This is a genomic window from Ensifer sp. ENS03 (genome assembly GCF_014852035.1).
GTDB lineage: Bacteria > Pseudomonadota > Alphaproteobacteria > Rhizobiales > Rhizobiaceae > Ensifer > Ensifer adhaerens.
Genome location: NZ_JACVAV010000011.1, coordinates 195,714 through 216,195 on the forward strand (window position 1 = coordinate 195,714; position 20,482 = coordinate 216,195).

Here is a 20,482-nt window from a genome sequence, read left to right on the forward strand (position 1 = left end):
TCCTCAATGGCTTTCGCGCGGAACTGCGTGGCCGCGGCCGCCGACAAGAAAATCGAGATCCGCGCCGGTGTCGGCCTGCATCACGCGCTCGACATAGAGGCCCTGATAACCACCGACCATTTCCGGGGGTGGCGCGGTCCAGGCGGTTTTTCGGCGCGCCAGTTCCTCGTCGCTCACGTCGAGGTGGAGGCGGCGGCCGGCAACGTCGAGCTCAATCCAGTCGCCATCCCTTACCAGGGCCAGCGGGCCGCCAACCGCAGCTTCGGGTGCCGTGTGCAGGACGACGGTGCCAAAGGCCGTCCCCGACATGCGGGCATCCGAGATCCTCACCATGTCGCGCACGCCCTTTTTCAGGAGCTTCTGCGGGAGAGCCATGTTGCCGACCTCGGCCATGCCCGGATAGCCCTTCGGGCCGCAGTTCTTCAGCACCATGATCGAGGTCTCGTCGATGTTAAGATCCGGGTCATCGATCCGCGCCTTGTATTGGTCGATGGTTTCGAACACGACAGCGCGGCCGCGGTGTTGCATCAGCGCCGGGGTCGCCGCGGAAGGCTTGATGATCGCGCCGTCAGGCGCAAGGTTGCCGCGCAACACGGCGATGCCGCCACTCGACGTCAGGGCCCGATCGAGCGGCAGGATGACGTCGTCGTTGTAGTTCTCGACAGACTCGATGTTGGCGCCGACGCTTTGGCCGGTCACCGTCAGGGCGCTGAGTTCCAGAAGCGCAGCAATCTCCTTCATGACGGCGGGCAGCCCGCCGGCATAGTGGAAATCCTCCATCAGATAGCGCCCCGAAGGCATGAGGTTGAGGATGGTCGGAATATCGCGGCCGAGCCGGTCCCAGTCGTCGAGAGAGAGCTTCGTGCCAATCCGCCCGGCGATTGCCAGGAGATGCACAACGGCGTTGGTGGAGCCGCCGATCGCACCGTTGACGCGGATGGCATTGGCGAAGGCGTCACGGGTCAGGATCTTCGACAGGCGCAGGTCCTCGGCAACCATTTCGACGATCCGCCGCCCGGTCAGCCGCGCCAGCCGGGCGCGGCCCGCATCAACCGCCGGACAGGCGGCATTGCCGGGCAGCGCAAGCCCGAGCGCTTCAACCATGGACGCCATGGTCGAGGCGGTGCCCATCGTCATGCAATGGCCTGGCGAGCGCGACATGGCGCTTTCGGCCGCCATGAAATCCTGTTGCGACATGACACCGGCACGCACGTCTTCGGAAAACTTCCAGACATCGGTGCCTGAGCCGATCGTGCGACCCTTGAAGCGGCCGTTCAACATCGGCCCGCCGGAGATGACAATCGAAGGAAGATCGCAGGAGGCGGCCCCCATCACCAGCGACGGCGTGGTCTTGTCGCAGCCCGCCATAAGCACGACGCCGTCGATAGGGTTGCCGCGGATCGCCTCCTCTACGTCCATCGAGGCGAGGTTGCGGAAAAGCATGGCGGTCGGCCGCAGATTGGACTCGCCGCAGGAAAACACCGGGAACTCCAGCGGCAGGCCACCGGCCTCGAGCACGCCTGCCTTGATGTGTTCGACCAGCGCGCGGAAATGCGCATTGCAGGGCGTCAGCTCCGAGAAAGTGTTGCAGATGCCGATCACCGGCCGCCCGTCGAAGACGTCGTCGGGCAACCCGTTGTTCTTCATCCAGCTGCGATGAATGAAGGCGTCCTTGTCCAGTCCGCCAAACCAATGCTGCGATCTTAATTTCCTGGACATGTGTCCTCCCCGATTACCTCGAGCGCTCGCGCTCTTTTCATTTCTCATATAATCGGAGTTATTTCAGGTCAAGCGATGACCGGCGTGACGTGAAGGCAAAGAAAAACCTCCGGCTGGTGAGGCCGGAGGTCGAAAAAAGTGGAGGGAAGCTGTCGAAGTGGCCCTTCAGGGATGGTGCAGCACGCTCATACCGCCATCGACCGTCAGGCAGGTGGCGTTCATGAACGGGCATTCGTCCGAGATCATGAAGAGTGCAGCCTTGGCGATTTCCTCCGGTGTTGCGATGCGGCCGCCGGGATGGAGCTTCATGGTATCGGCCTCGGCGGCGACCGGATCGGGGAAACTGTTCCAGTATTCCACGGCCTTCTGCGTGCGGACATAACCCGGCGCCAGCGCATTCACGCGCACGCCCTGCCCGGCATATTCGAGCCCCAGCGCCTTGGTCATGCCGAGAAGCGCATGTTTGGCGACCGGATAGGGGAAGGTGTGCGGGATGATGGTGAAGGCGTGGGTCGAGGCAATATTGAGGATGACGCCGCCGCCCGCCTCGATCATGCCCGGCAGCACAGCCTTGCTGCAATTCCACGCACCCTTGAGATTGATGTCGAAGCAGCGCTGCCAATCGGCATCCGAGAGTTTCAACGGCTCGAAGAAGACGTTGACGCCGGCATTGTTGACGAGCGCATTCGGCTGACCGATCTCACGGGCGGCGGCAACAACGACCTGCTCGATGGCATCGGCATCGGTGATATCGGCCGTGGCGTAGCCGACCTTCCCGCCCGACATACGCAGGCGCTCGGCTTCGCTCGCCAAGAGGTCGCCATCACGGTCGATGAGGAAGAGGCCCGCCCCCTCGCCAAGGAAGGCTTCAGCGATCGCGAGGCCGATGCCTTGCGCTGCGCCGGTGACAACGACGCGTTTTCCCTCAAGACGACCCGCCATATCCGCGCTCCCTACCACTCGGCTACGCTGCCATCGGCGTGGCGCCAAATCGGGTTGCGCCAGCGATGGCCTTCCTTTGCGCGCTCGATGACATATTGCTCATCCACCTCGATGCCGAGGCCAGGGCCTTGCGGGATAGACACGAAGCCGTCCGCGTAGTGGAACACCTCCTTGTTGGAGATGTAGTCGAGAATGTCGTTGGCCTCGTTGTAGTGGATGCCGAGGCTCTGTTCCTGGATGAAGGCGTTGTAGCTGACGGCATCGACCTGAAGGCAGGCGGCAAGCGCAATCGGTCCCAGCGGGCAATGCGGTGCCAGCGCCACGTCGTAGGCCTCCGCCATCGCAGCAATCTTGCGGCATTCGGTGATGCCGCCGGCATGCGACAGGTCCGGCTGCAGGATATCGACATAGCCGTCGGCCAGCACCGACTTGAAGTCCCAACGCGAATAGAGCCGCTCACCGAGCGCGATCGGCGTCGAGCAATGGTTGGCAATTTCCTTCAGCGCCTCGCGGTTTTCCGAAAGCACCGGTTCTTCGATAAACATCAGGTTGAAGGGCTGAAGTTCCTTCGCCAGGACCTTCGCCATCGGCCGGTGCACGCGACCGTGGAAATCGACGCCGATGCCGATATGCGGGCCGATCGCCTCGCGGATCGTCGCAATGGTTTCGACCGCCTTTTCCACCTTCTCCCAGGTGTCGACGATCTGCATCTCCTCGCAGCCATTGAGCTTGATGGCCTTGAAGCCGCGGGCGACGACGTCGCGGGCATTTTTGGCGACATCGGACGGACGGTCACCGCCGATCCAGGAATAGACCTTGATGCGGTCGCGCACCTGGCCGCCAAGCAGCGCATGCACCGGTTGGTCATAGGCCTTGCCCTTGATGTCCCAGAGCGCCTGGTCGATGCCAGCAATCGCCGACATGTGGACCGCACCGCCGCGGTAGAAGCCGCCGCGATACATCACCTGCCAGTGGTCCTCAATCAGCAGCGGATCCTTGCCGATCAGATAGTCCGCAAGCTCGTTGACGGCGGCTTCCACGGTCAGGGCGCGGCCTTCGACAACCGGCTCACCCCAGCCGACAATGCCCTCGTCGGTCTCGATCTTCAGAAACAGCCAGCGCGGCGGAACGATGTAGGTGGTGAGCTTGGTGATCTTCATGGTGCGATATCCGCTGGGTCAAACAAGGCGACGACGTCGGCCGCCGGGAAGGGGTTTCAGCGCGCCGACGGGGCGGGCCGGTGACGTTCTACGGCAAGCTTGAGGTCGCGGGCGGCAAGATCCAGCATGCGCGTGGAACAGTCGCGCGCCCTCGCCTTGTCGCGCAGACGCAGTGCCTCGACCAGTTCGCCATGGATATCGATTGCTTCGTCACGACGTTCGGCAACTTCATTGGAGGCATACAGCGAGAACTTCAGCGCCGCCTGGATGATGCCGACGAGTTGCAGGAAGACCTGGTTATGGCTGGCCTTGAGCAGGCAGGTATGAAAGGCGACGTCGGCATCGGTGAAGCCGACGACATCGCGCTCGCCGTCACGCATCGCCTGCCAGGCGCGCTCGAGGTCGGCAATTTCCTGGACGGTCGCGCGTTCGGCCGCAAACTCAGCGGCCGCCGGCTCGATCGCGCGACGCGCCTCCAGAACGCAGTTCAAAAGATCGAATTCAAAGATGCGCTCGCCGATCCATTCGAGCACCTGGGAATCGAGGATGTTCCACTCGTCCTTGTTGCAGACGATCGTGCCCACCCGGGAACGGCCGCGGACCATGCCCTTCGATTCCAGCACCTTCAAGGTTTCGCGGATGACGGTCCGGCTGACGCCATAACGTTCGCAAAGGTCGTTTTCGCGCGGCAGGAAGGAGCCGACCGGAAAGACGTCGGCGCAGATGTCCGAGGCGATGGCGCGCGTCACATTCTTTTGAACCCGAGGGCGACGCTGGCCGCGCTCCTGCGCGCCGTTGCTGTAGTCCTGCTCTTCCACCGCCATTTTCCTCCCGCTCCCGTCTCCCTGTCGCTCCATAGCGCAGACGCTTGGAGGCGACAACGCAGCGAAGCACATTATCGTTATACATCACTATCTCATTCATCATACAAAGGCAATTGACGAATATGATGATTCATCATACACAAATGCTCACTGCAGGAGGCAGTTCACCAGGGAGAGACATCATGCGCTTTATCAAGGCAGCCATTCTGGCTGGTACCGTCGCCGTGTTTGCGGCAACCTCGGCGTTCGCTGCCGACGTCAAAATCGGCTTCATCGTCAAGCAGCCGGAAGAGCCGTGGTTCCAGGACGAATGGAAGTTCGCCGACGTCGCCGCTAAGGAAAAGGGCTTCACGCTGGTCAAGATCGGTGCGGAAGACGGCGAGAAGGTTCAGTCGGCAATCGACAATCTCGGCGCCCAGGGCGCGCAGGGCTTCATCGTCTGCACCCCTGACGTCAAGCTCGGCCCCGGCATCGTCGCGAAAGCGGCCGCCAACGACCTCAAGTTGATGACGGTCGACGACCGTTTGGTCAACGCCGACGGCAGCCCGATCGAAGACGTGCCCCACATGGGCATTTCGGCGACGAAAATCGGCGAAGCTGTTGGTCAAGCCCTGGTCGACGAAATCAAGAAGCGTGGCTGGGACATGAAGGACGTCGGCGCGATCCGCGTTTCCTACGACCAGCTCCCGACGGCGGTCGACCGCGTTGAGGGCGCACTTTCAGTTCTCAAGGCCAACGGCTTCCCGGAAGCCAACATCTTCGACGCGCCGCAGGCCAAGACCGATACGGAGGCAGCACTTAACGCCTCGACGATCGTGCTCAATAAGAACGCCGGCATCAAGAAGTGGGTTGCGATCGGCCTCAATGACGAAGCGGTACTCGGCGCCGTGCGCGCGACCGAGACGGTCGGCATTGCTCCCGACAGCATGATCGGCGTCGGCATTGGCGGCGCGGACTCGGCGATCAACGAGTTCAAGAAGCCTGCAGCGACCGGCTTCTTCGGCACCGTCATCATCTCGCCGAAGCGCCACGGCTACGAGACCGCACTCAACATGTATGAGTGGATCGCCAACGGCAAGGAACCGGAAAAGCTGACCCTGACCGCCGGCCAGCTTGCGCTGCGCGACAACTACGAGGCCGTACGCAAGGATCTCGGCATCGAGTAATCGCTGGTTGCGACACGAGATCACGATTGTTTGGGTCGGAGCGACCCCAAACAATCAACGTGATCGATTCTGGTAGTTTAGAGCGGGATGCGGGCGGAAAACCGCGCACACTTTCCTCATCCCGCTCTATCGGCCCGGCGGCTCGGCTGCCTGGCGTTCCGTATCGGAGCCGCATATGCACGACTTCCTCGAATTCCAATCGATCTCCAAGGGCTATCCCGGCGTCCAGGCGCTGTCGGACGTCTCGTTTTCTGTGCGCAAGGGCGCCGTCCATGGCCTCATGGGCGAGAACGGCGCGGGCAAGTCGACGCTTATCCGCCTGCTCTCGGGCGACCAGTCTGCCGATAACGGAGAGATCCGTATTGAAGGCGAAGCACAAGGCTATCGCTCCGTGCGCGATGCGTTTCGCGCCGGTGTCATCGTCATCCACCAGGAACTGCAGCTCGTTCCGGAACTGACGGTCGCCGAAAACCTCTGGCTCGGCCACTTCCCCGGCAAGGGCGGGGTAATCGATCGGCGCCAGTTGCTTCGCGTCGTCGGCGAGAAGCTTGCGGAAATCGGCATTGACGTCGATCCGTCCGCCAAGATCGCCTCGCTCTCGATCGGCGAGCGCCAGATGGTCGAGATCGCCAAGGCCGTCATGCTTGATGCGCGCGTCATCGCGCTCGACGAGCCGACCTCGTCGCTGTCGTCCCGCGAAAGCGAAATCCTCTTTGCCCTGATCGAACGCTTGCGCTCGAATGGCACCGTGATCCTCTATGTCTCCCACCGGCTCGACGAGATCTTCCGGCTTTGCGACAGCCTGACTGTGCTGCGCGACGGCAAGCTCGCCGCCCATCATCCTGACATTTCCAAGGTCACGCGCGACCAGATCATCGCCGAGATGGTCGGACGCGAGATCTCAAACATCTGGGGCTGGCGGCGCCGCGATCTCGGCGCGGAACGTCTGCGCGTCGACGCGATCTGCGGTCCGAAGCTGAAGACACCCTTGAGCTTCTCGGTCCGGCGCGGCGAGATCCTTGGCTTTTTCGGCCTGATCGGCGCTGGCCGCAGCGAGATGACCCGGCTGGTCTATGGCGCAGACAGACGCCACCAGGGAACCGTGACGATCGACGGCGCGATCGTGCCGGCCGACAACCCGCCACAATCGATCCGCGCCGGCATGGTCCTGTGCCCAGAGGACCGTAAGTTCGACGGCATCGTTCAGGGGCGCAGCATCGAAGAAAATATGGCGATTTCGTCGCGCCGGCACTTTTCGCCCTTCGGCATCCTGAACCGCAAGAAGGAAGCGGAACTGGCGGACCGCTTCATCGCCAAACTTCGGGTGCGCACGCCGTCCCGCAAGCAGGACATCATCAATCTCTCCGGCGGCAACCAGCAGAAGGTCATCCTTGGCCGCTGGCTCTCCGAACAGGGCGTGAAGGTGCTGATCATCGATGAGCCGACGCGCGGCATCGATGTCGGCGCCAAGTCGGAGATCTATGAAATCCTCTACGAACTCGCCGGTCAGGGCATGGCGATCGTCGTCATCTCCAGCGAATTGCCCGAGGTGATGGGCATTACCGACCGTATCCTCGTCATGTGCCAGGGCCGGATCGCCGCCGATTTCGCGCGCACCGATTTCGACGAACGACGCATCCTCGCCGCCGCCCTTCCCGATGTTCCAACCGAGCAGGTTCAGCCGTCATGACTTCCTTGAAAAAACTTCTTCTCGGCGAACAGGGTCTGGTCGTCATCTTCGCCGTCGCCTTCGCCATCGTGGCGCTGACGGTTCCGAACTTTCTGACTGAGCGCAACATGCTCGGCCTGCTGCAGTCGGTCGTCACCATCGGCATCGTCGCCTGCACGATGATGTTCTGCCTGGCCTCGCGTGACTTCGACCTCTCGGTCGGCTCGACCGTCGCCTTCTCGGGCATGGCCGCCGTCATGGCATCGAACGCCTCCGGCTCGATCCTCGTCGGCCTGATTGCGGCACTCCTGTGCGGCGGCTTCGTCGGCCTCGTCAACGGCGTGGTGATTGCGCATTTCCGCATCAACGCGCTGATCACGACGCTTGCCACCATGCAGATCGTGCGCGGTTTCGCGCTGATTGCGTCTGACGGTCGCGCCGTCGGCATCAACGACCCGAGCTTCTATCAGTTGGCACTGTCGAAGTTCCTGGGCATCCCTACGCCAATCTGGGTGATGGGTTGCTTCTTCCTCGTCTTCGGTTTCGTGCTGAACCGCACTGTCTTCGGCAAGAACACGCTCGCGATCGGCGGCAACCCGGAAGCCTCACGCCTCGCCGGCGTCAATGTCTCCAACATGCGCATATGGATCTTCGCACTGCAGGGCCTCGTCTGCGCTGTTGCCGGCGTGCTGCTCGCCTCGCGCATCACGTCAGGCCAGCCGAATGCGGCAACCGGTCTCGAACTCTCGGTCATTTCTGCCTGTGTGCTCGGCGGCGTCTCGCTTGCCGGCGGCCGGGCGGCGATGACCGGCGTGATCGTCGGTGTTCTCATCATGGGCATTGCCGAAAACGTCATGAACCTGCTCAACATCCAGGCCTTCTACCAGTATGTCGTGCGCGGTCTGATCCTTCTGCTCGCGGTGCTGCTCGACAATCTGCGCTCGGCCGCCGCCGGTCGTCGCAGTTAGGGCATGACGGAAGACATCGTCCTCCTCGAAAACGAAGAAGGGCTCACTGTCGAGGTGAGCCCGCTTGGCGGCGCGATCCTGTCGGCCCGCTGGCGCGGTATTCATTTACTGGCGCCGACGTCGGCACCGGGGCTTGCCTCGCAAGTGTTCGGCGCCGAGGCCTGCTTTCCGCTGGTGCCCTTTGGCAACCGCATTGAGGCCAATGGCTTCCAATTTGACGGTCGCGACTACAGGCTGGAAGCAAACACGACCGATCCGCTCGTTTTGCACGGAGACGGCTGGCTTGGACGTTGGTCGATCCTGCAGCGCGATCGGCAATCGCTCACCCTTCGCTTGGACCAGCAGGCAAGCGTTGCCACACCCTTTGCCTATGAAGCGATAGAGACGATCGCCATCGACGGACCGCGCCTGATCCTCTCGCTCTCCATCACCAACCGCGCCGACCAGGCCCTGCCATACGGACTGGGCTTCCATCCATTCTTTCCGCGCACGCCTGAAACGCGCCTCATTGCCCGTGCCGACCGATATTGGAGCGAACGGGAAGGTCATCTGCCAGACCGCCCCGACCCCATCCCTCAGAACATGAACTTTGCATCCGGTTCCCCCTTGCCCCCGACCTGGCTGAACAATGCCTTCGACGGCTGGGATGGACGAGCCCGCATCGAATGGCCGGAAACGGGGCTTGCCGCTTCGCTCGAGGCCGATGGGCATTTTCGGTTCTTCGTTCTCTACTCGCCGTCGGCGACAAGCAGCTTCTTTTGCTTCGAGCCGATGAGCCATCGGCCGAACGCGCACCGCGATCAACGCGACGGCGGCCTCGTCCGCCTGCAGCCTCTCCAGACTGTGACCGGAACGATCGCGCTCAGCGTCGAGGAACTGGCGAGCGGGTAACAGTTCGCAAAGAGCGGTTTCGCATCCAGCAATCGTTTACAAGTAACCCTGGGTGAAATTGCTTCAAGTGAAAATTATTGGTTGCTACCGCGGGGTCCTCGCGCCTGTGCGAACAGCCGGTGCCAGCGCGCCACAGGCGGGATAGCTGCGATCGACCGCCCGGTCGCGGGTCTCCGGTAGAGATTGTGCAGGGATAGGGGACGAAGGCGAAAAGATCGAAGACTTCGCGAGATTGCTTATACCAATGATTCCGTGGAACTTTTTTGAGCAGGCTCCGTTTAGAAGCCGCCACGACCGCCCCGGTCGGTGGCGAGACTGAACAGGAGATATGCATGAATTATGTGACCGCCGCCGCGCTTTCCCTTGCCCTCGTTTCCAGCGCTGCCTTCGCGCAAGAACCCGCAGCAAACGGCGCAGATGCGATGCTGGTCGGCCCTGGCATCACGATGGGCACCACCGCAACGATGCCGCTGAAATATGTGGAAATTAAAGACACCGATATCGTCAATTCACAGCTCATCGGCGTCGATATCTACAACAAGCAGAACGAGACGATCGGCGAGATTTCCGACGTCGTCATCGGCGACGGCAAGTCCGTCATCGGCATCGTCGCAAGCGTCGGCGGTTTCCTCGGCGTGGGCGAGAGCTATGTCGTCATCGACCCGGCGTCAATTGCACTTGCCAACGACAACGGCACTTGGAAGGCCTATGTCGACACCAACAAGGATGACCTCTCCAAGGCACCAAAATTCGATTACGGCAAGCTGAAGAAATAGTGACCGGCCCTGCCGCGCGCGTTCGCTTCTCCGGCGAACGCGTTTTCGTCTTCGGGCGCCTGCACATCCGCCACCGAATAACCGCATTCAGAATGCGCGAAAGCATTCCATTTTCTGCGACAAATACCGCCATGACTTAGTTTTCTATTCTCACAATGTGGACATTTCTGCACGAGCGTGCCAAAAGACAATCGGATTGCGACATGATGTCGTATTTGCGCAGGCCTTTCTGGTCGTGCGCTTCTCCGTTTCGCTGATCGTTTCATCAGCCTTTCAAACACAAAGGAGAGTGCCCCGCTTCCGGAGCCGGGCCCAGAACATATGGCATTTCAAACTGAGAGCGACCGCTCGGCCGACGAGCAACCGGTCAAGATCAGTATCAAGAACGTTTTCAAGGTTTTTGGCGAGCGGCCGGACGAGGCGCTGAGCCTTCTTAAAGCCGGCAGCACGAAGGCGCAGATCCACGCCGAGACGGGTTGCACCATCGGCGTCAACAACGCGACCTTCGACATTCGGGCCGGCGAGATCTTCGTGATCATGGGGCTTTCGGGTTCCGGCAAGTCGACGATGCTGCGCCTCCTCAACCGCCTGATCGAACCGACCTCCGGTTCCATCGAGATCGATGGCAAAGACGTAGCACGCTTGCCGCGCAGCGAACTGATCGCCTTGCGCCGCCGCGACATAAGCATGGTCTTTCAGTCCTTCGCGCTGCTGCCGAACCGCAGCGTTATCGACAACGCGGCCTTCGGCCTCGAGGTCGCTGGCGTCGGCGAGGCCGAGCGCAAGGCCCGCGCCCGAACGGCTCTGCACGCTGTCGGGCTGGAAGGATACGACGACAGCCGCCCCGACCAGCTCTCCGGTGGCATGAAGCAGCGCGTCGGCCTTGCGCGAGCGCTCGCCGCCGAGCCCTCCGTGCTCCTCATGGACGAAGCCTTCTCTGCCCTTGACCCGCTGATCCGCACCGAGATGCAGGACGAACTTGTCCGCCTTCAGGCCGAACACAGTCGGACCATCGTGTTTGTCAGCCATGATCTCGACGAAGCCATGCGGATCGGCGACCGCATCTGCATCATGCAAAATGGTGAGGTCGTGCAGGTGGGCACCCCGGACGAAATCGTATTGAAGCCCGCCAACGACTATGTGCGGTCGTTCTTCCGCAATGTCGATGTCTCTCAGGTCTTCCGCGCCGGCGACGTGGCCCGCAAGACGCAGGTAACGATCATCGAGCGACAGGGTGTTTCGGCCGCAGCTGCACTTGAGCGCATGGAACACTACGATCGCGAGGTCGCCATCATTCTCGGCCGCGACAAGACCTATCACGGCATGATCAGCCGGTCTTCGTTGATCGCAACCGCCCGCGACGGCGCCGCCGACCCCTATCGGCGCGCCTTCCTGCCGGATATCGAGCCGATCCCGGCGTCGGAAAGCTTGTCCAACGTGCTTGGGAAGGTGGCTGCAAGCGCGTTCCCAATGCCTGTCATCGACGAAGCCAACCGCTACCTCGGCTCGATCAGCAAATCCGCGCTACTCGAAACGCTCGATCGCACCGCCTGATCCAGTCCTTCGGAGACAATTCATGACTTTCGATATCGGTGACGGCGTCGACAGCGCCGTCAACTACATCCTCGACAATTTCGCACCGCTGCTCGATCTGATCGCTGCCGCCATCGGCACCGTGACCAACAGCATCCAGGCGGCACTTCTCGCCGCCCCCTTGGCCCTCGGGCTCGCGATCTTCGTGCTTTTGTCGCTATGGCGCGTCGGCTTCGGCTTTGCGGTCTTTACCGCCCTTTCACTGATGCTGGTCGAACACATGGGCCTTTGGTCCGCGATGATGGAAACCCTGTCGCTCGTCATCGCATCGACGCTCGTTGCCATGCTCATCGGCCTGCCGCTTGGCATCGCCATGGCGCGCAGCGATCGCGTCGCGGCATCCGTGCGACCCATGCTGGACCTCATGCAAACCATGCCGGCCTTCGTCTACCTCATCCCGGCGGCGATGTTCTTCGGCCTTGGCGCCGTGCCCGGGACGATCGCTACGGTGATCTTCTCGATGCCGCCGGTCGTGCGGCTCACCAATCTCGGCATCCGTCAGGTGCATGTGGAGTTCATCGAGGCCGGCAACGCCTTCGGCTGCACCGCCTGGCAGCTGCTCGTGAAGGTGCAACTGCCGAACGCCATGCCTTCGATCATGGCCGGCATCAACCAGACGATCATGCTTTCTCTCTCCATGGTGGTGATCGCCTCGATGATCGGTGCGGGCGGCATCGGCAACACGGTCCTGACCGGCATCCAGCGTCTCGACGTCGGAACCGGTTTCGAAGGCGGTCTCGCTGTCGTCATTCTCGCCGTCATTCTCGACCGGATCACCCAGAGCTTCGGCAAGGAGCGCGCCAGCCCGTGGCGCGTCCTGTTCCGCCGGCGACAGGAACAACCCCGGACCTCCCCCGTCACTGCCTGACGCTGCGGACTTTCCCATCCATCTGGCAGCGTTCGTGCTGCCGCTTGCAAACGTTCAAGAAAGGAACATCCATGTTCAAGACCCTTGCGACCATCAGCCTTGCGGCCAGCATTGCCGCCGGTACGTTTGGCGCGGCTGCCGCAGAGGAAAAGCCACCCGTCAGGATCGGTTGGGCCGCCTGGTCGGACGCCGAGTTCGTCACCAAGCTCGCCGCAAAACTGATCAAGGACGAGCTCGGCCAGGAGGTCGAACTGGTCCAAACGGACATCGCTCCGCTTTACCAGGGTGTCAGCCGCGGCGACCTCGATGCCATGATGATGGCTTGGCTGCCGGAAACCCACGCCGACTACTTCGCCAAGGTGAAGGGCAAGGTAACGACCCTCGGGACCGTTTACGACGGCGCCAGGCTCGGCTGGGTGGTTCCGAAATACATTCCCGAAGACGCAATCGCCTCGATCGACGACCTCAAGAAGGACGATGTGAAGGAGAAGCTCAAGGGCAGGATCGAGGGCATCGATCCCGGCGCGGGCCTTACGCGTCTGTCCGAGCAGGCAGTCAAGAACTACGCGCTCGACGGATACAAGCTGCAGATCTCCAGTGAGGCCGGCATGCTGACGACCATTGACCGCGCGATGCGCAAGAAGGATTGGTTTGTCGCCACGGCCTGGAGCCCGCATTGGATGTTCGGCAAGTACGAGCTTCGCTATATAGCGGATCCGAAGAACGCGCTCGGCAAGGCCGAACGTGTGGACGTGCTGGCACGCAAGGACATCGAAAAAGACAACCCCGAAGTCTCAGGCCTGCTGTCGCGCATGAAGCTGCCGATCGCCGATCTTGAAGCCGCGATGTTTAACGCCCAGCAGACCTCCTACGAAAAGGCTGTCGACCAGTACATCGCGGATCATCCCGACCAGATCAAAGCCTGGCTCGCCAAGGACGGTGGCTAAGCTCTGCCACTCGCGTCCACAACCGACGCCCGCGATCTCGTTGCGGGCGTACCTCCCGACAGAAGGATCATCGACATCATGAACGACATGCTTGCACCCCGCGCCACGGCCGACGCCACCGACGACACGATCGGTGGCCGCATTTCGCTTGCCCGCGATGCCATCAAGCTTTCGATCGAAGAGATATCCGCAATCGCGGGTGTTACCGAAGAGACCTGGATCAGCTGGGAAAATGACCGCGCAGAACCGAGGGCCAACCGCCTCGACATGATGGCCGGCATCCTGCAGGTCAACATTGCCTGGCTTCTCGATGGGCGCGGAACAGGACCAGTGGAGGCGAGGTAGTCCGCAAGCACTGCCCCTTCGGCGCGCTCAGGAAGAACACCAACACCATCACAGGCGATCGTCGCTGCGGTCGCAGCCGCCTACCTTTCGCCGATCGGGGCCGAGACGGATCCGACCCTTCTCAAGCCCCCGATGACGTTCCTTGGTCGCCCACCTTAAACGGAGGCGGCTTCCAGGCGGACGCCGTCAAAACGCGCGTTCATCGCAACGATCGATCCGGCATCAGGCATCAGGCATGCAGCCGTCGCCAGCGCGTCGGCGATGGCAGCGGATGATGCCGACACCGAGACAGAGCGCCAGTTTGCTGGCGCGGGCATTCCGGTCAGGGGGTCGAGAATATGTCCGTCTCTGGCTGCTTGATCGAAGGTCGTGCCGAGAGGGGCGGAGGTGGCGACCGCCCGCTGGCGCAGCGGCAGGCGCTCGCCTGTTTCCAGCCGGACGGGCCATCCGCCGCCGCCCGGTCGTCCCCCGAGCGCACGGAACTCGCCGGTATCGATCAGAATGTCCGTCAGTCCCTCAGCTTCAAGCATTGCTGCTACGCGGTCGGCGACATACCCCTGGCCGATGCCGTTCAACGTCAGCGCCATGCCCGGATGCAACGTGATCGCTGCTGCATCGAGCTTGACCTTGCCCCAGCCGACGTTGCCACGCACGCGATCAACGTCCGCCGGGCCGGGTCGCGTGCCGTTTGCAGCCGATTGAGCCCAGAGCGTCCAGAGCGGCTGTACCGTCGGATCGAAGCGCCCGCCGCTAGCCAGGTGGACTGCGTCGGCCAGTGACAGACATTCCAAAAGCTCGAATGGCGGGTCTTGAAGATGACCGTCGCGGTTCAACCGGCAAAGCGCGCTGTTGGCACGGTAGAGGCTAAGGATGTTTTCCAGACGGTCGATCTCCGCCATGACCCTGGAGACGATCGTCCCGGCCTCGGGGTGCGCAATGCGGATCGAGGCACGCGCGCCAAGAGCCTGACCTGTCCAGAAGCGGGTTGCCGCGTTGGCGTGGGCGATGGCGGGCGCCGTTGCGAGAACTGCAGAAATTGCAATCAAGCGGCGTCGGGTCAGCAGCATGGGGTCAACCTCCGGCTGGATGGGGCAATGCGCGCAGACGGCCGAGATAGTCTTCGTCGTCCGCTCGCGGTTCCGAGCCGGTCTCCACCGGCGTCAAAACCATGGCATCGGTAATATCGGCGAGCGCAAGCACCTGGCCGCCCTCGGCAAGAACGAAGGCCGCAGCCTCGTCGCGGCTTGAAAACGGCACGGCTTCGGGCGCACCCATGCCGCCTCGCCGGGCAGAGCCGACCACGTAGAACGCCTTGTCGGCGGCGATCCAGTTGCCGTCACCGGGCTGGTCCCACGTTGCCCCCGCAGCCCCCATGTCATTGACATAGATGACGAGGATCGGCGCAATCTGCTCCGGCCCACGCGCATAGGCGATCGCATCGCGCACCTGACTGAAGAAGAGCGGCGCGGGGCTTCCTTCCAGAAAGATCTGGGCCTTCGGGCCGGGGTGCTCCAGAAGGTTCATCTGGCAGTAATGACCGAGGGTCTCGGGCGTCATGTCCTGCGGCACGATGCTTTGGGCGACGTCCTCCTTGCAGGCGGAGAGCAGCGCCAGAGCGGCCGCGACGAGCACGAAGCGAAGTCGGGTCCTCATGGGGTCACCTTTCGGAAGGCTGCGGCGGCAAGGGCTATGGCGGCGAGTGGCCAGGCGAGAAGGGAGGCTGCCGATTGCCAGAGCGGGATCGTGCCGGCGGCGCCACCCAGTCCGCCTGCGGCAGAAACGGCCTGTGCGGCCGAGAGGTTAAAGATGCGAAAGGCGTCGGCAGGGTTGGCAAGCAGCGCAACGGGCAATGCGTGTGTGGTGAAGGCACCGCCTCCATCCGTCACGATTAACGCCAACAGGGCGAGGTCGTAGAGCACCACCGCCACCAGCCAGAGCGCGATGGCCAAGCCCGCCGCCCCCGACGGCCGTCGCGCCAAAGCCGAAAGCGCATAGCCGGTGCCAAGAAAGGTCGCACCCAGCAGCACAGAGGACCAGATCAGCCGCCATAGGGCGCCAAGCCCTGCGGTTGCTCCAGGATCGAACCAGACGGCTGCGAGCGCCGCCGCGCCGTAGCCAAGCGTCACGGCAAGACCGAGGATTGCGAGATGCGCCAGCAGTTTGCCGAGCAGAATCTGCAGGCGTGAGACGGGATAGGTGAGAAGCAGTGGCAGCGTGCCGCGTTCCACTTCGCCAGCCACCGCATCGAAACTCATCAGCAATGCCAAAAGCGGAACCAGATAGACCGCAAGCGAAGTGAGCGAGGCGACCGTTACGGAGAGCCGGTCGACGCCGACATCGCCCGTCGGGGCAGAGCCGGCGGCGGCCAGCACCAGGGCGAACAGCACCATCATGCCGGTGGCGATAGAGACCCAACGATTGCGCAAAGCGATACGGAATTCGCTGACGGCGGTGGCAAGGATGCGGCTCATTGCCCGTCCCTCCGGCTGAAGTGGCTGTAGATGTCCTCGAGGCTGGGCGGGATGACATCGAGATCGGCAATGGCGCTCCCAAGCGCCGCAATGCGGGCAAGGAGCGGCAGTTTTTCCGACTGCGACCCGCGAAGGCGCAAGAGACCGTCCTCCCCTTCCACCCCCTCGGGAAAGGTCGCTGCCAGCGCCGGCGCATGGCCCGGTGCGGGGCGAACGGAAAAGGCGACCGGAAGTGCCGCGCGGGTGCGAAGATCGGCAAGCGTACCTTCTGCCACCAGTTCCCCACCGGAAAGGATGAGGATGCTGTCGGTGCGGGCCTCCACCTCGGTCAACACGTGGGAGGAGAGCAGGATGGCGGTTCCTTCTGCGGCCAACCCGTCGAGCAGGTCATAGAAGTCCCGTCGCGACACCGGGTCGAGGCCCGAGGTCGGTTCGTCCAGCACCAGGAGACGGGGGCGGCCGATCAGCGTCTGGGCCAGACCCACCCGCTGGCGCATGCCCTTGGAATAGGTACCGATCCGACGCCGCGCCGCATGGCCAAGTCCGACCCTCGCAAGAAGCTCTGTGGCCTGCTTCGGGTTTTCGCCACGCAGTGCGAGATAGTGGCGAAGCTGTTCTTCTCCCGTCAAAGCCGGGTGAAAGGCGACATTTTCCGGCAGATACGCCACCTGGGTCCGCGCGGCGGGCGAACCGGGCGCCGAGCCGCAAACCGAAACCTCGCCGCTGTCGAAGGGGATGAGGCCAAGCACGATCTTCATCATCGTCGACTTGCCCGCACCGTTATGGCCGAGCAGTGCCGCGCGCCGTCCCGGCTCCAGCGCAAGGGACACGGACTTGAGCGCTTCCACCGATTGGAAACGCTTAGTGAGCCTGGAGATTGTCAGCGTCGGTGTCATCGTAATTTCCTTCAGTCCAGCGCCCTGCGGCCTCGGCCTCATAGGCAAGGATTTCGAGCGGGACAGGGATGGTCAGGGGGCGCATCAGCGGCGCGCTGTCGCGCACGCCTCCAGGCAGCGTGGCGGGAAAATCCCGCTGGCTCCAGCGAACGATCTGCACGGCCGGCGAGCCGGTGAGCAGGCTTGCCGCGGGCTGCGACCAGAGGATCTGGTCCATCAGGTCGTTGGGGCGGTAGAAACTGTCGGCAACGCCGTCGCCGTTGAGGTCGAAGGCCGGATGATCGGACCAGAAATTGCCCCGGCCTTCATGGCTCCATTCCATATTGCGGGTGCCGACGTATTTGACCTGCTCGCGGTTGGCGATGAAGGCGTTGCCTGTCAGCACATTCTTTTCCGAACCGGCGGTGAAATGTATGCCAATGCCGCAGCTCTCGAAGCGATTTCCCCAGACCAGATTCTTGTGGGCGTTGTAGATGAACAGGCATTTCTTCGTGCCCCCGCGCACCAGATTGCCTGACACGTCGGCATTGTTGGCATAGTTCAGCATCAGCCCATGCTCGCGGTCGCCGAGGCTGAGATTGTTCAGGATCTTCGCGCGGTTGGAGAACATGATCGCAAAGCCCAGATGGTTTCCGATCGAGATGTTGTCGGAAACCTCGGTGTTGCGGGTGTACATGAAGTGCACGGCAAAGCGCAGGTCGCGCATGATGTTGCGGCGATAGATGCTGTCGGCGCTGGCGTTCGAAAAGATGCCGTCGCGACCGTAGCGGATAATATTGTCTTGAAGCAGCGTACCGGGGCTGTTCCAGACATAGATGCCGTTACCGCGCTCGTTCATGCGGGCGCTGCGCGTGCCGATGATCTCGTTTCCGGAGACAATCGTGTCGCGGCCGCCATGGACGTCGATGCCGTGCATGTTGTCGGTGACGAGCAGCTTTTCGACACGGGCGCGATCGGCGCCTTGAACGATTTTGACCCCGGCGTCGAGATCCTGGTTGATGCGACCCGAACCGGTGACGGTGAACCCCGTCAAGGTGACGTCCGACGCGGCAATCGTCACCACGCTACCCTGCTTAAGCCCATTCACCACCGCTCCACGCGGACCGGTGATGGTCAGTGGTCGGTCGATGGTGACGGGGCCGTCATAGGCCCCGTCGGTCAACACCAGCACATCGCCGGGTTGGGCCCCGGCGATGGCTGCGGCAAGACTGCCCGCATCCGGCACGACTGCGCGCTCCGCCGCTAAGAGCGGAGAGGCGAGAAGAAAGCCGATCAGGAGAACGGACAGCCGCATCGATCAGGCGCCCTTCGGTTCCACGAACATGCGGCCGCGCATTTCCATGTGCAGGGCATGACAGAACCATTGGCAATAGTACCAGTAGACGCCAGGATTGGCCGCAACGAAGGTAACGGAGCTCGTCTGTTGCGGGCCGACCTCCATCGCCACGCCGTGATTGCCCATGGTGAAGCCATGGGTAAGGTCATCGATCTCATCGAGATTGGTGACGATGACCGTGACTTCGTCGCCCTCCTTCACCGTAAAGCTCGGCTGGCTGAAGCTGGGTGCGACCGAGGTCATGTAGACGCGAACCTTGTTGCCGTCGCGGATCACGGCCTCAGTCCATTCGTCGATGTCGACCTCATCGGCCTCGGCCTGCTTGCGGGTTTCGGCCCACAGCGGATCCTTGCGATCCCAGACCGAGCGGATGTTCGGCAGGATCGAGGGGGAGACGGCGATGGCGTCATGCGGCTCGGCGAAGGTCGGGCCGTCATGGACCAGCACCATCTTGTCACCGGAAATGTCGATCAACTGATCGTTTTCCGGCTTCAGCGGGCCGACATTCAGGAACCGGTCCTTGGAGAATTTGCACAGGCAAACGAGCCAGTCGTTGGCGGCATCGAGCGTTTCGCCCATCACCGTCTTCAAGTGGCCGGGTTGATACTGAACGTCGAGCTTGTCCTTGATCGGGTTGATCTTCTCACCGGCGTAGGCGCGGATGGCCTCATCGATGTTCCACTTTACCACCTGGCTGTCGAGGAACAGCGAGGTATAGGCGTTGCCGCGCCCGTCGAAGGCGGTGTGCAATGGGCCAAGGCCCAGTTCCGGTTCCGCAACCACCGCGCTGCGCGGCTCGGCATTGTCGTAGAACAGGGCATCGAACTTCGTCACGTCCAGCACGGTGACGGTTGGCGAAAGCTTGCCGGCAACGCACAGATGCTTCCTGTCCGGCGCCATGTTGCAGCCGTGGGGGTTGTTGGCGATCGGGATGTAGCGCGTGAAGAGCGACTTTGCCTCCTTGCGCCCGTCCACCACCTTGACGCCGTTGATCTCCTCATATTGGCCGGCCTTAATGGCCTTCTCGATTTCGGCGATGTTGAAGACGACGATATGGTCCATCTCGGACTTGGTCATCTCCTCCAGCGTCATGCCCATTTCGGAGTTGTAGCTGGTGGAGAACGCCCACTTGCCCTCGTAGTCGGCATCGCAATTGTCGAGGTTGCCCGAGACCTTCACCTGCCACGCCACTTCCCACTTGTCGGCATCGACGGCGGTGAAGATGTTCACGTAGGTCGCCACGTCCGTCATCGTCGAGCCGTCGTTGACGAGCGGGGCCTCGTCCTCGCCGTTGCAGAACACATAGTTTGAACGCGGCCATTTCTGCGGACGCATGCCGTGGATGCCCTTGGCGTTGGGGATCTCCAGGATGGCGTCGGTCTTCATCACGTCGCAGCGCACGCGCGCCACGCGCGTATTGGCCTTGTCGTTCATGAACAGGTAGCGACCGTCATATTTACCGTCGGTGAAGGACATATGGACGTGATGCAGGTCGCCGTTGTCGTGGATTTTCTTGCCGTTGGCGGCAAGCTGCTTCTTCGTCTTTTCCGTCATCGTGCGCTGATGGATCCGGATCGATTCATTGGTCTGCCCCCAACCGGTGGCCGAGCAACGGTTGAACACCGGCACGCGCATCAGTTCGCGCATCGAGGGAATGCCGAGAATGCGCATCTCGCCGGTCTGACCGGAGGACCAGAAGCCGTAGTAATCGTCGAGCTTGCCCGGTGCGACCGAGCCGTCGGCACCCGTGGCCGCACGGGCCGGTGTCGCCAATCCTGCAGCGCCGAGGCTGAGTGCGGCCGGCCCTACAGTGCCCGCCAGAATGGCGCTGCCTGCAGTCGCGCTGAAAAGTGCTCGCCGGCTTAGTCCCTTGTGTTCCTTTGATTCCATGATCTGGTTCCTTTTTGCTTG

General features: G+C 62.4%; 19 protein-coding genes. 9 read left to right on the forward strand and 10 right to left on the reverse strand.

What is annotated here, in order from left to right; translation table 11 throughout:
* Positions 1–3 precede the first annotated feature (3 nt).
* The 4 genes from araD to IB263_RS29290 form a co-directional block, all read right to left on the reverse strand.
* The gene (araD, locus tag IB263_RS29275) at positions 4–1,719 is read right to left on the reverse strand and encodes an L-arabinonate dehydratase (RefSeq protein WP_089046168.1); all 1,716 of its coding nucleotides are present in this window, start codon (positions 1,717–1,719) and stop codon (positions 4–6) included.
* Between the two features lie 165 nt (positions 1,720–1,884).
* Positions 1,885–2,661: an SDR family oxidoreductase gene (locus tag IB263_RS29280; protein WP_060520869.1), complete on the reverse strand. Its 777-nt coding sequence runs from the start codon at positions 2,659–2,661 to the stop codon at positions 1,885–1,887.
* Between the two features lie 11 nt (positions 2,662–2,672).
* Positions 2,673–3,821, reverse strand: a complete 1,149-nt coding sequence (gene dgoD / locus IB263_RS29285) for a galactonate dehydratase (RefSeq protein ID WP_029742699.1) — start codon at positions 3,819–3,821, stop codon at positions 2,673–2,675.
* A gap of 56 nt (positions 3,822–3,877) precedes the next feature.
* The gene (locus IB263_RS29290; protein ID WP_090301412.1) at positions 3,878–4,645 is read right to left on the reverse strand and encodes a FadR/GntR family transcriptional regulator; all 768 of its coding nucleotides are present in this window, start codon (positions 4,643–4,645) and stop codon (positions 3,878–3,880) included.
* Between the two features lie 182 nt (positions 4,646–4,827).
* Here IB263_RS29290 and IB263_RS29295 point away from each other — a divergent pair, with 182 nt between their 5' ends.
* The 9 genes from IB263_RS29295 to IB263_RS29335 all read left to right on the forward strand — a co-directional run bounded on the left by IB263_RS29295 (position 4,828) and on the right by IB263_RS29335 (position 13,868).
* Complete coding sequence (locus IB263_RS29295; protein WP_029742701.1) at positions 4,828–5,811, forward strand: arabinose ABC transporter substrate-binding protein; 984 nt, start codon at positions 4,828–4,830, stop codon at positions 5,809–5,811.
* Positions 5,812–5,986: 175 nt separating this feature from the next.
* Positions 5,987–7,501 (forward strand): L-arabinose ABC transporter ATP-binding protein AraG, encoded by a 1,515-nt coding sequence (araG, locus tag IB263_RS29300; protein ID WP_192439359.1) that lies wholly within the window; start codon positions 5,987–5,989, stop codon positions 7,499–7,501.
* Positions 7,498–8,448, forward strand: a complete 951-nt coding sequence (araH, locus tag IB263_RS29305; RefSeq protein WP_029742703.1) for an L-arabinose ABC transporter permease AraH — start codon at positions 7,498–7,500, stop codon at positions 8,446–8,448. Before araG ends, araH begins: the two co-directional genes overlap by 4 nt.
* A gap of 3 nt (positions 8,449–8,451) precedes the next feature.
* Complete coding sequence (locus IB263_RS29310; RefSeq protein ID WP_192439360.1) at positions 8,452–9,339, forward strand: aldose 1-epimerase; 888 nt, start codon at positions 8,452–8,454, stop codon at positions 9,337–9,339.
* A gap of 332 nt (positions 9,340–9,671) precedes the next feature.
* Positions 9,672–10,115, forward strand: coding sequence for a PRC-barrel domain-containing protein (locus IB263_RS29315; RefSeq protein WP_210333416.1), 444 nt, complete (start codon positions 9,672–9,674; stop codon positions 10,113–10,115).
* Between the two features lie 321 nt (positions 10,116–10,436).
* A complete protein-coding gene (proV, locus tag IB263_RS29320; protein ID WP_060520864.1) occupies positions 10,437–11,669 on the forward strand; it encodes a glycine betaine/L-proline ABC transporter ATP-binding protein ProV in 1,233 nt (410 codons plus the stop codon).
* 22 nt (positions 11,670–11,691) lie between these two features.
* Entirely contained in the window at positions 11,692–12,576 is an 885-nt protein-coding gene (locus IB263_RS29325) for a proline/glycine betaine ABC transporter permease (protein ID WP_029742707.1), read from the forward strand.
* Positions 12,577–12,647: 71 nt separating this feature from the next.
* Positions 12,648–13,523 carry a glycine betaine ABC transporter substrate-binding protein gene (locus tag IB263_RS29330; protein WP_060644246.1) on the forward strand — a complete coding sequence of 292 codons (876 nt, stop codon included), beginning with the start codon at positions 12,648–12,650 and terminating at the stop codon, positions 13,521–13,523.
* A gap of 78 nt (positions 13,524–13,601) precedes the next feature.
* On the forward strand, positions 13,602–13,868 hold the full coding sequence (locus IB263_RS29335) for a helix-turn-helix domain-containing protein (protein ID WP_226020894.1): 267 nt from the start codon (positions 13,602–13,604) through the stop codon (positions 13,866–13,868).
* Positions 13,869–14,023: 155 nt separating this feature from the next.
* On the opposite strand, the gene IB263_RS29340 is transcribed toward IB263_RS29335, so the two are convergent.
* From IB263_RS29340 to nosZ, 6 genes are read right to left on the reverse strand one after another with little or no spacing between them, the layout of a single operon-like run.
* Positions 14,024–14,935 carry an FAD:protein FMN transferase gene (locus IB263_RS29340; protein WP_192439361.1) on the reverse strand — a complete coding sequence of 304 codons (912 nt, stop codon included), beginning with the start codon at positions 14,933–14,935 and terminating at the stop codon, positions 14,024–14,026.
* Between the two features lie 4 nt (positions 14,936–14,939).
* Positions 14,940–15,521: a nitrous oxide reductase accessory protein NosL gene (locus IB263_RS29345; RefSeq protein WP_029742711.1), complete on the reverse strand. Its 582-nt coding sequence runs from the start codon at positions 15,519–15,521 to the stop codon at positions 14,940–14,942.
* Entirely contained in the window at positions 15,518–16,339 is an 822-nt protein-coding gene (locus IB263_RS29350) for an ABC transporter permease (protein ID WP_192439362.1), read from the reverse strand. The genes IB263_RS29345 and IB263_RS29350 overlap by 4 nt, the downstream gene beginning before the upstream one ends.
* Positions 16,336–17,235: an ABC transporter ATP-binding protein gene (locus IB263_RS29355; protein WP_060530200.1), complete on the reverse strand. Its 900-nt coding sequence runs from the start codon at positions 17,233–17,235 to the stop codon at positions 16,336–16,338. The genes IB263_RS29350 and IB263_RS29355 overlap by 4 nt, the downstream gene beginning before the upstream one ends.
* Entirely contained in the window at positions 17,201–18,529 is a 1,329-nt protein-coding gene (locus IB263_RS29360) for a nitrous oxide reductase family maturation protein NosD (protein ID WP_192439363.1), read from the reverse strand. Before IB263_RS29360 ends, IB263_RS29355 begins: the two co-directional genes overlap by 35 nt.
* A 3-nt stretch (positions 18,530–18,532) precedes the next feature.
* Positions 18,533–20,461 (reverse strand): TAT-dependent nitrous-oxide reductase, encoded by a 1,929-nt coding sequence (gene nosZ / locus IB263_RS29365; protein ID WP_060520860.1) that lies wholly within the window; start codon positions 20,459–20,461, stop codon positions 18,533–18,535.
* Positions 20,462–20,482: the final 21 nt, after the last annotated feature.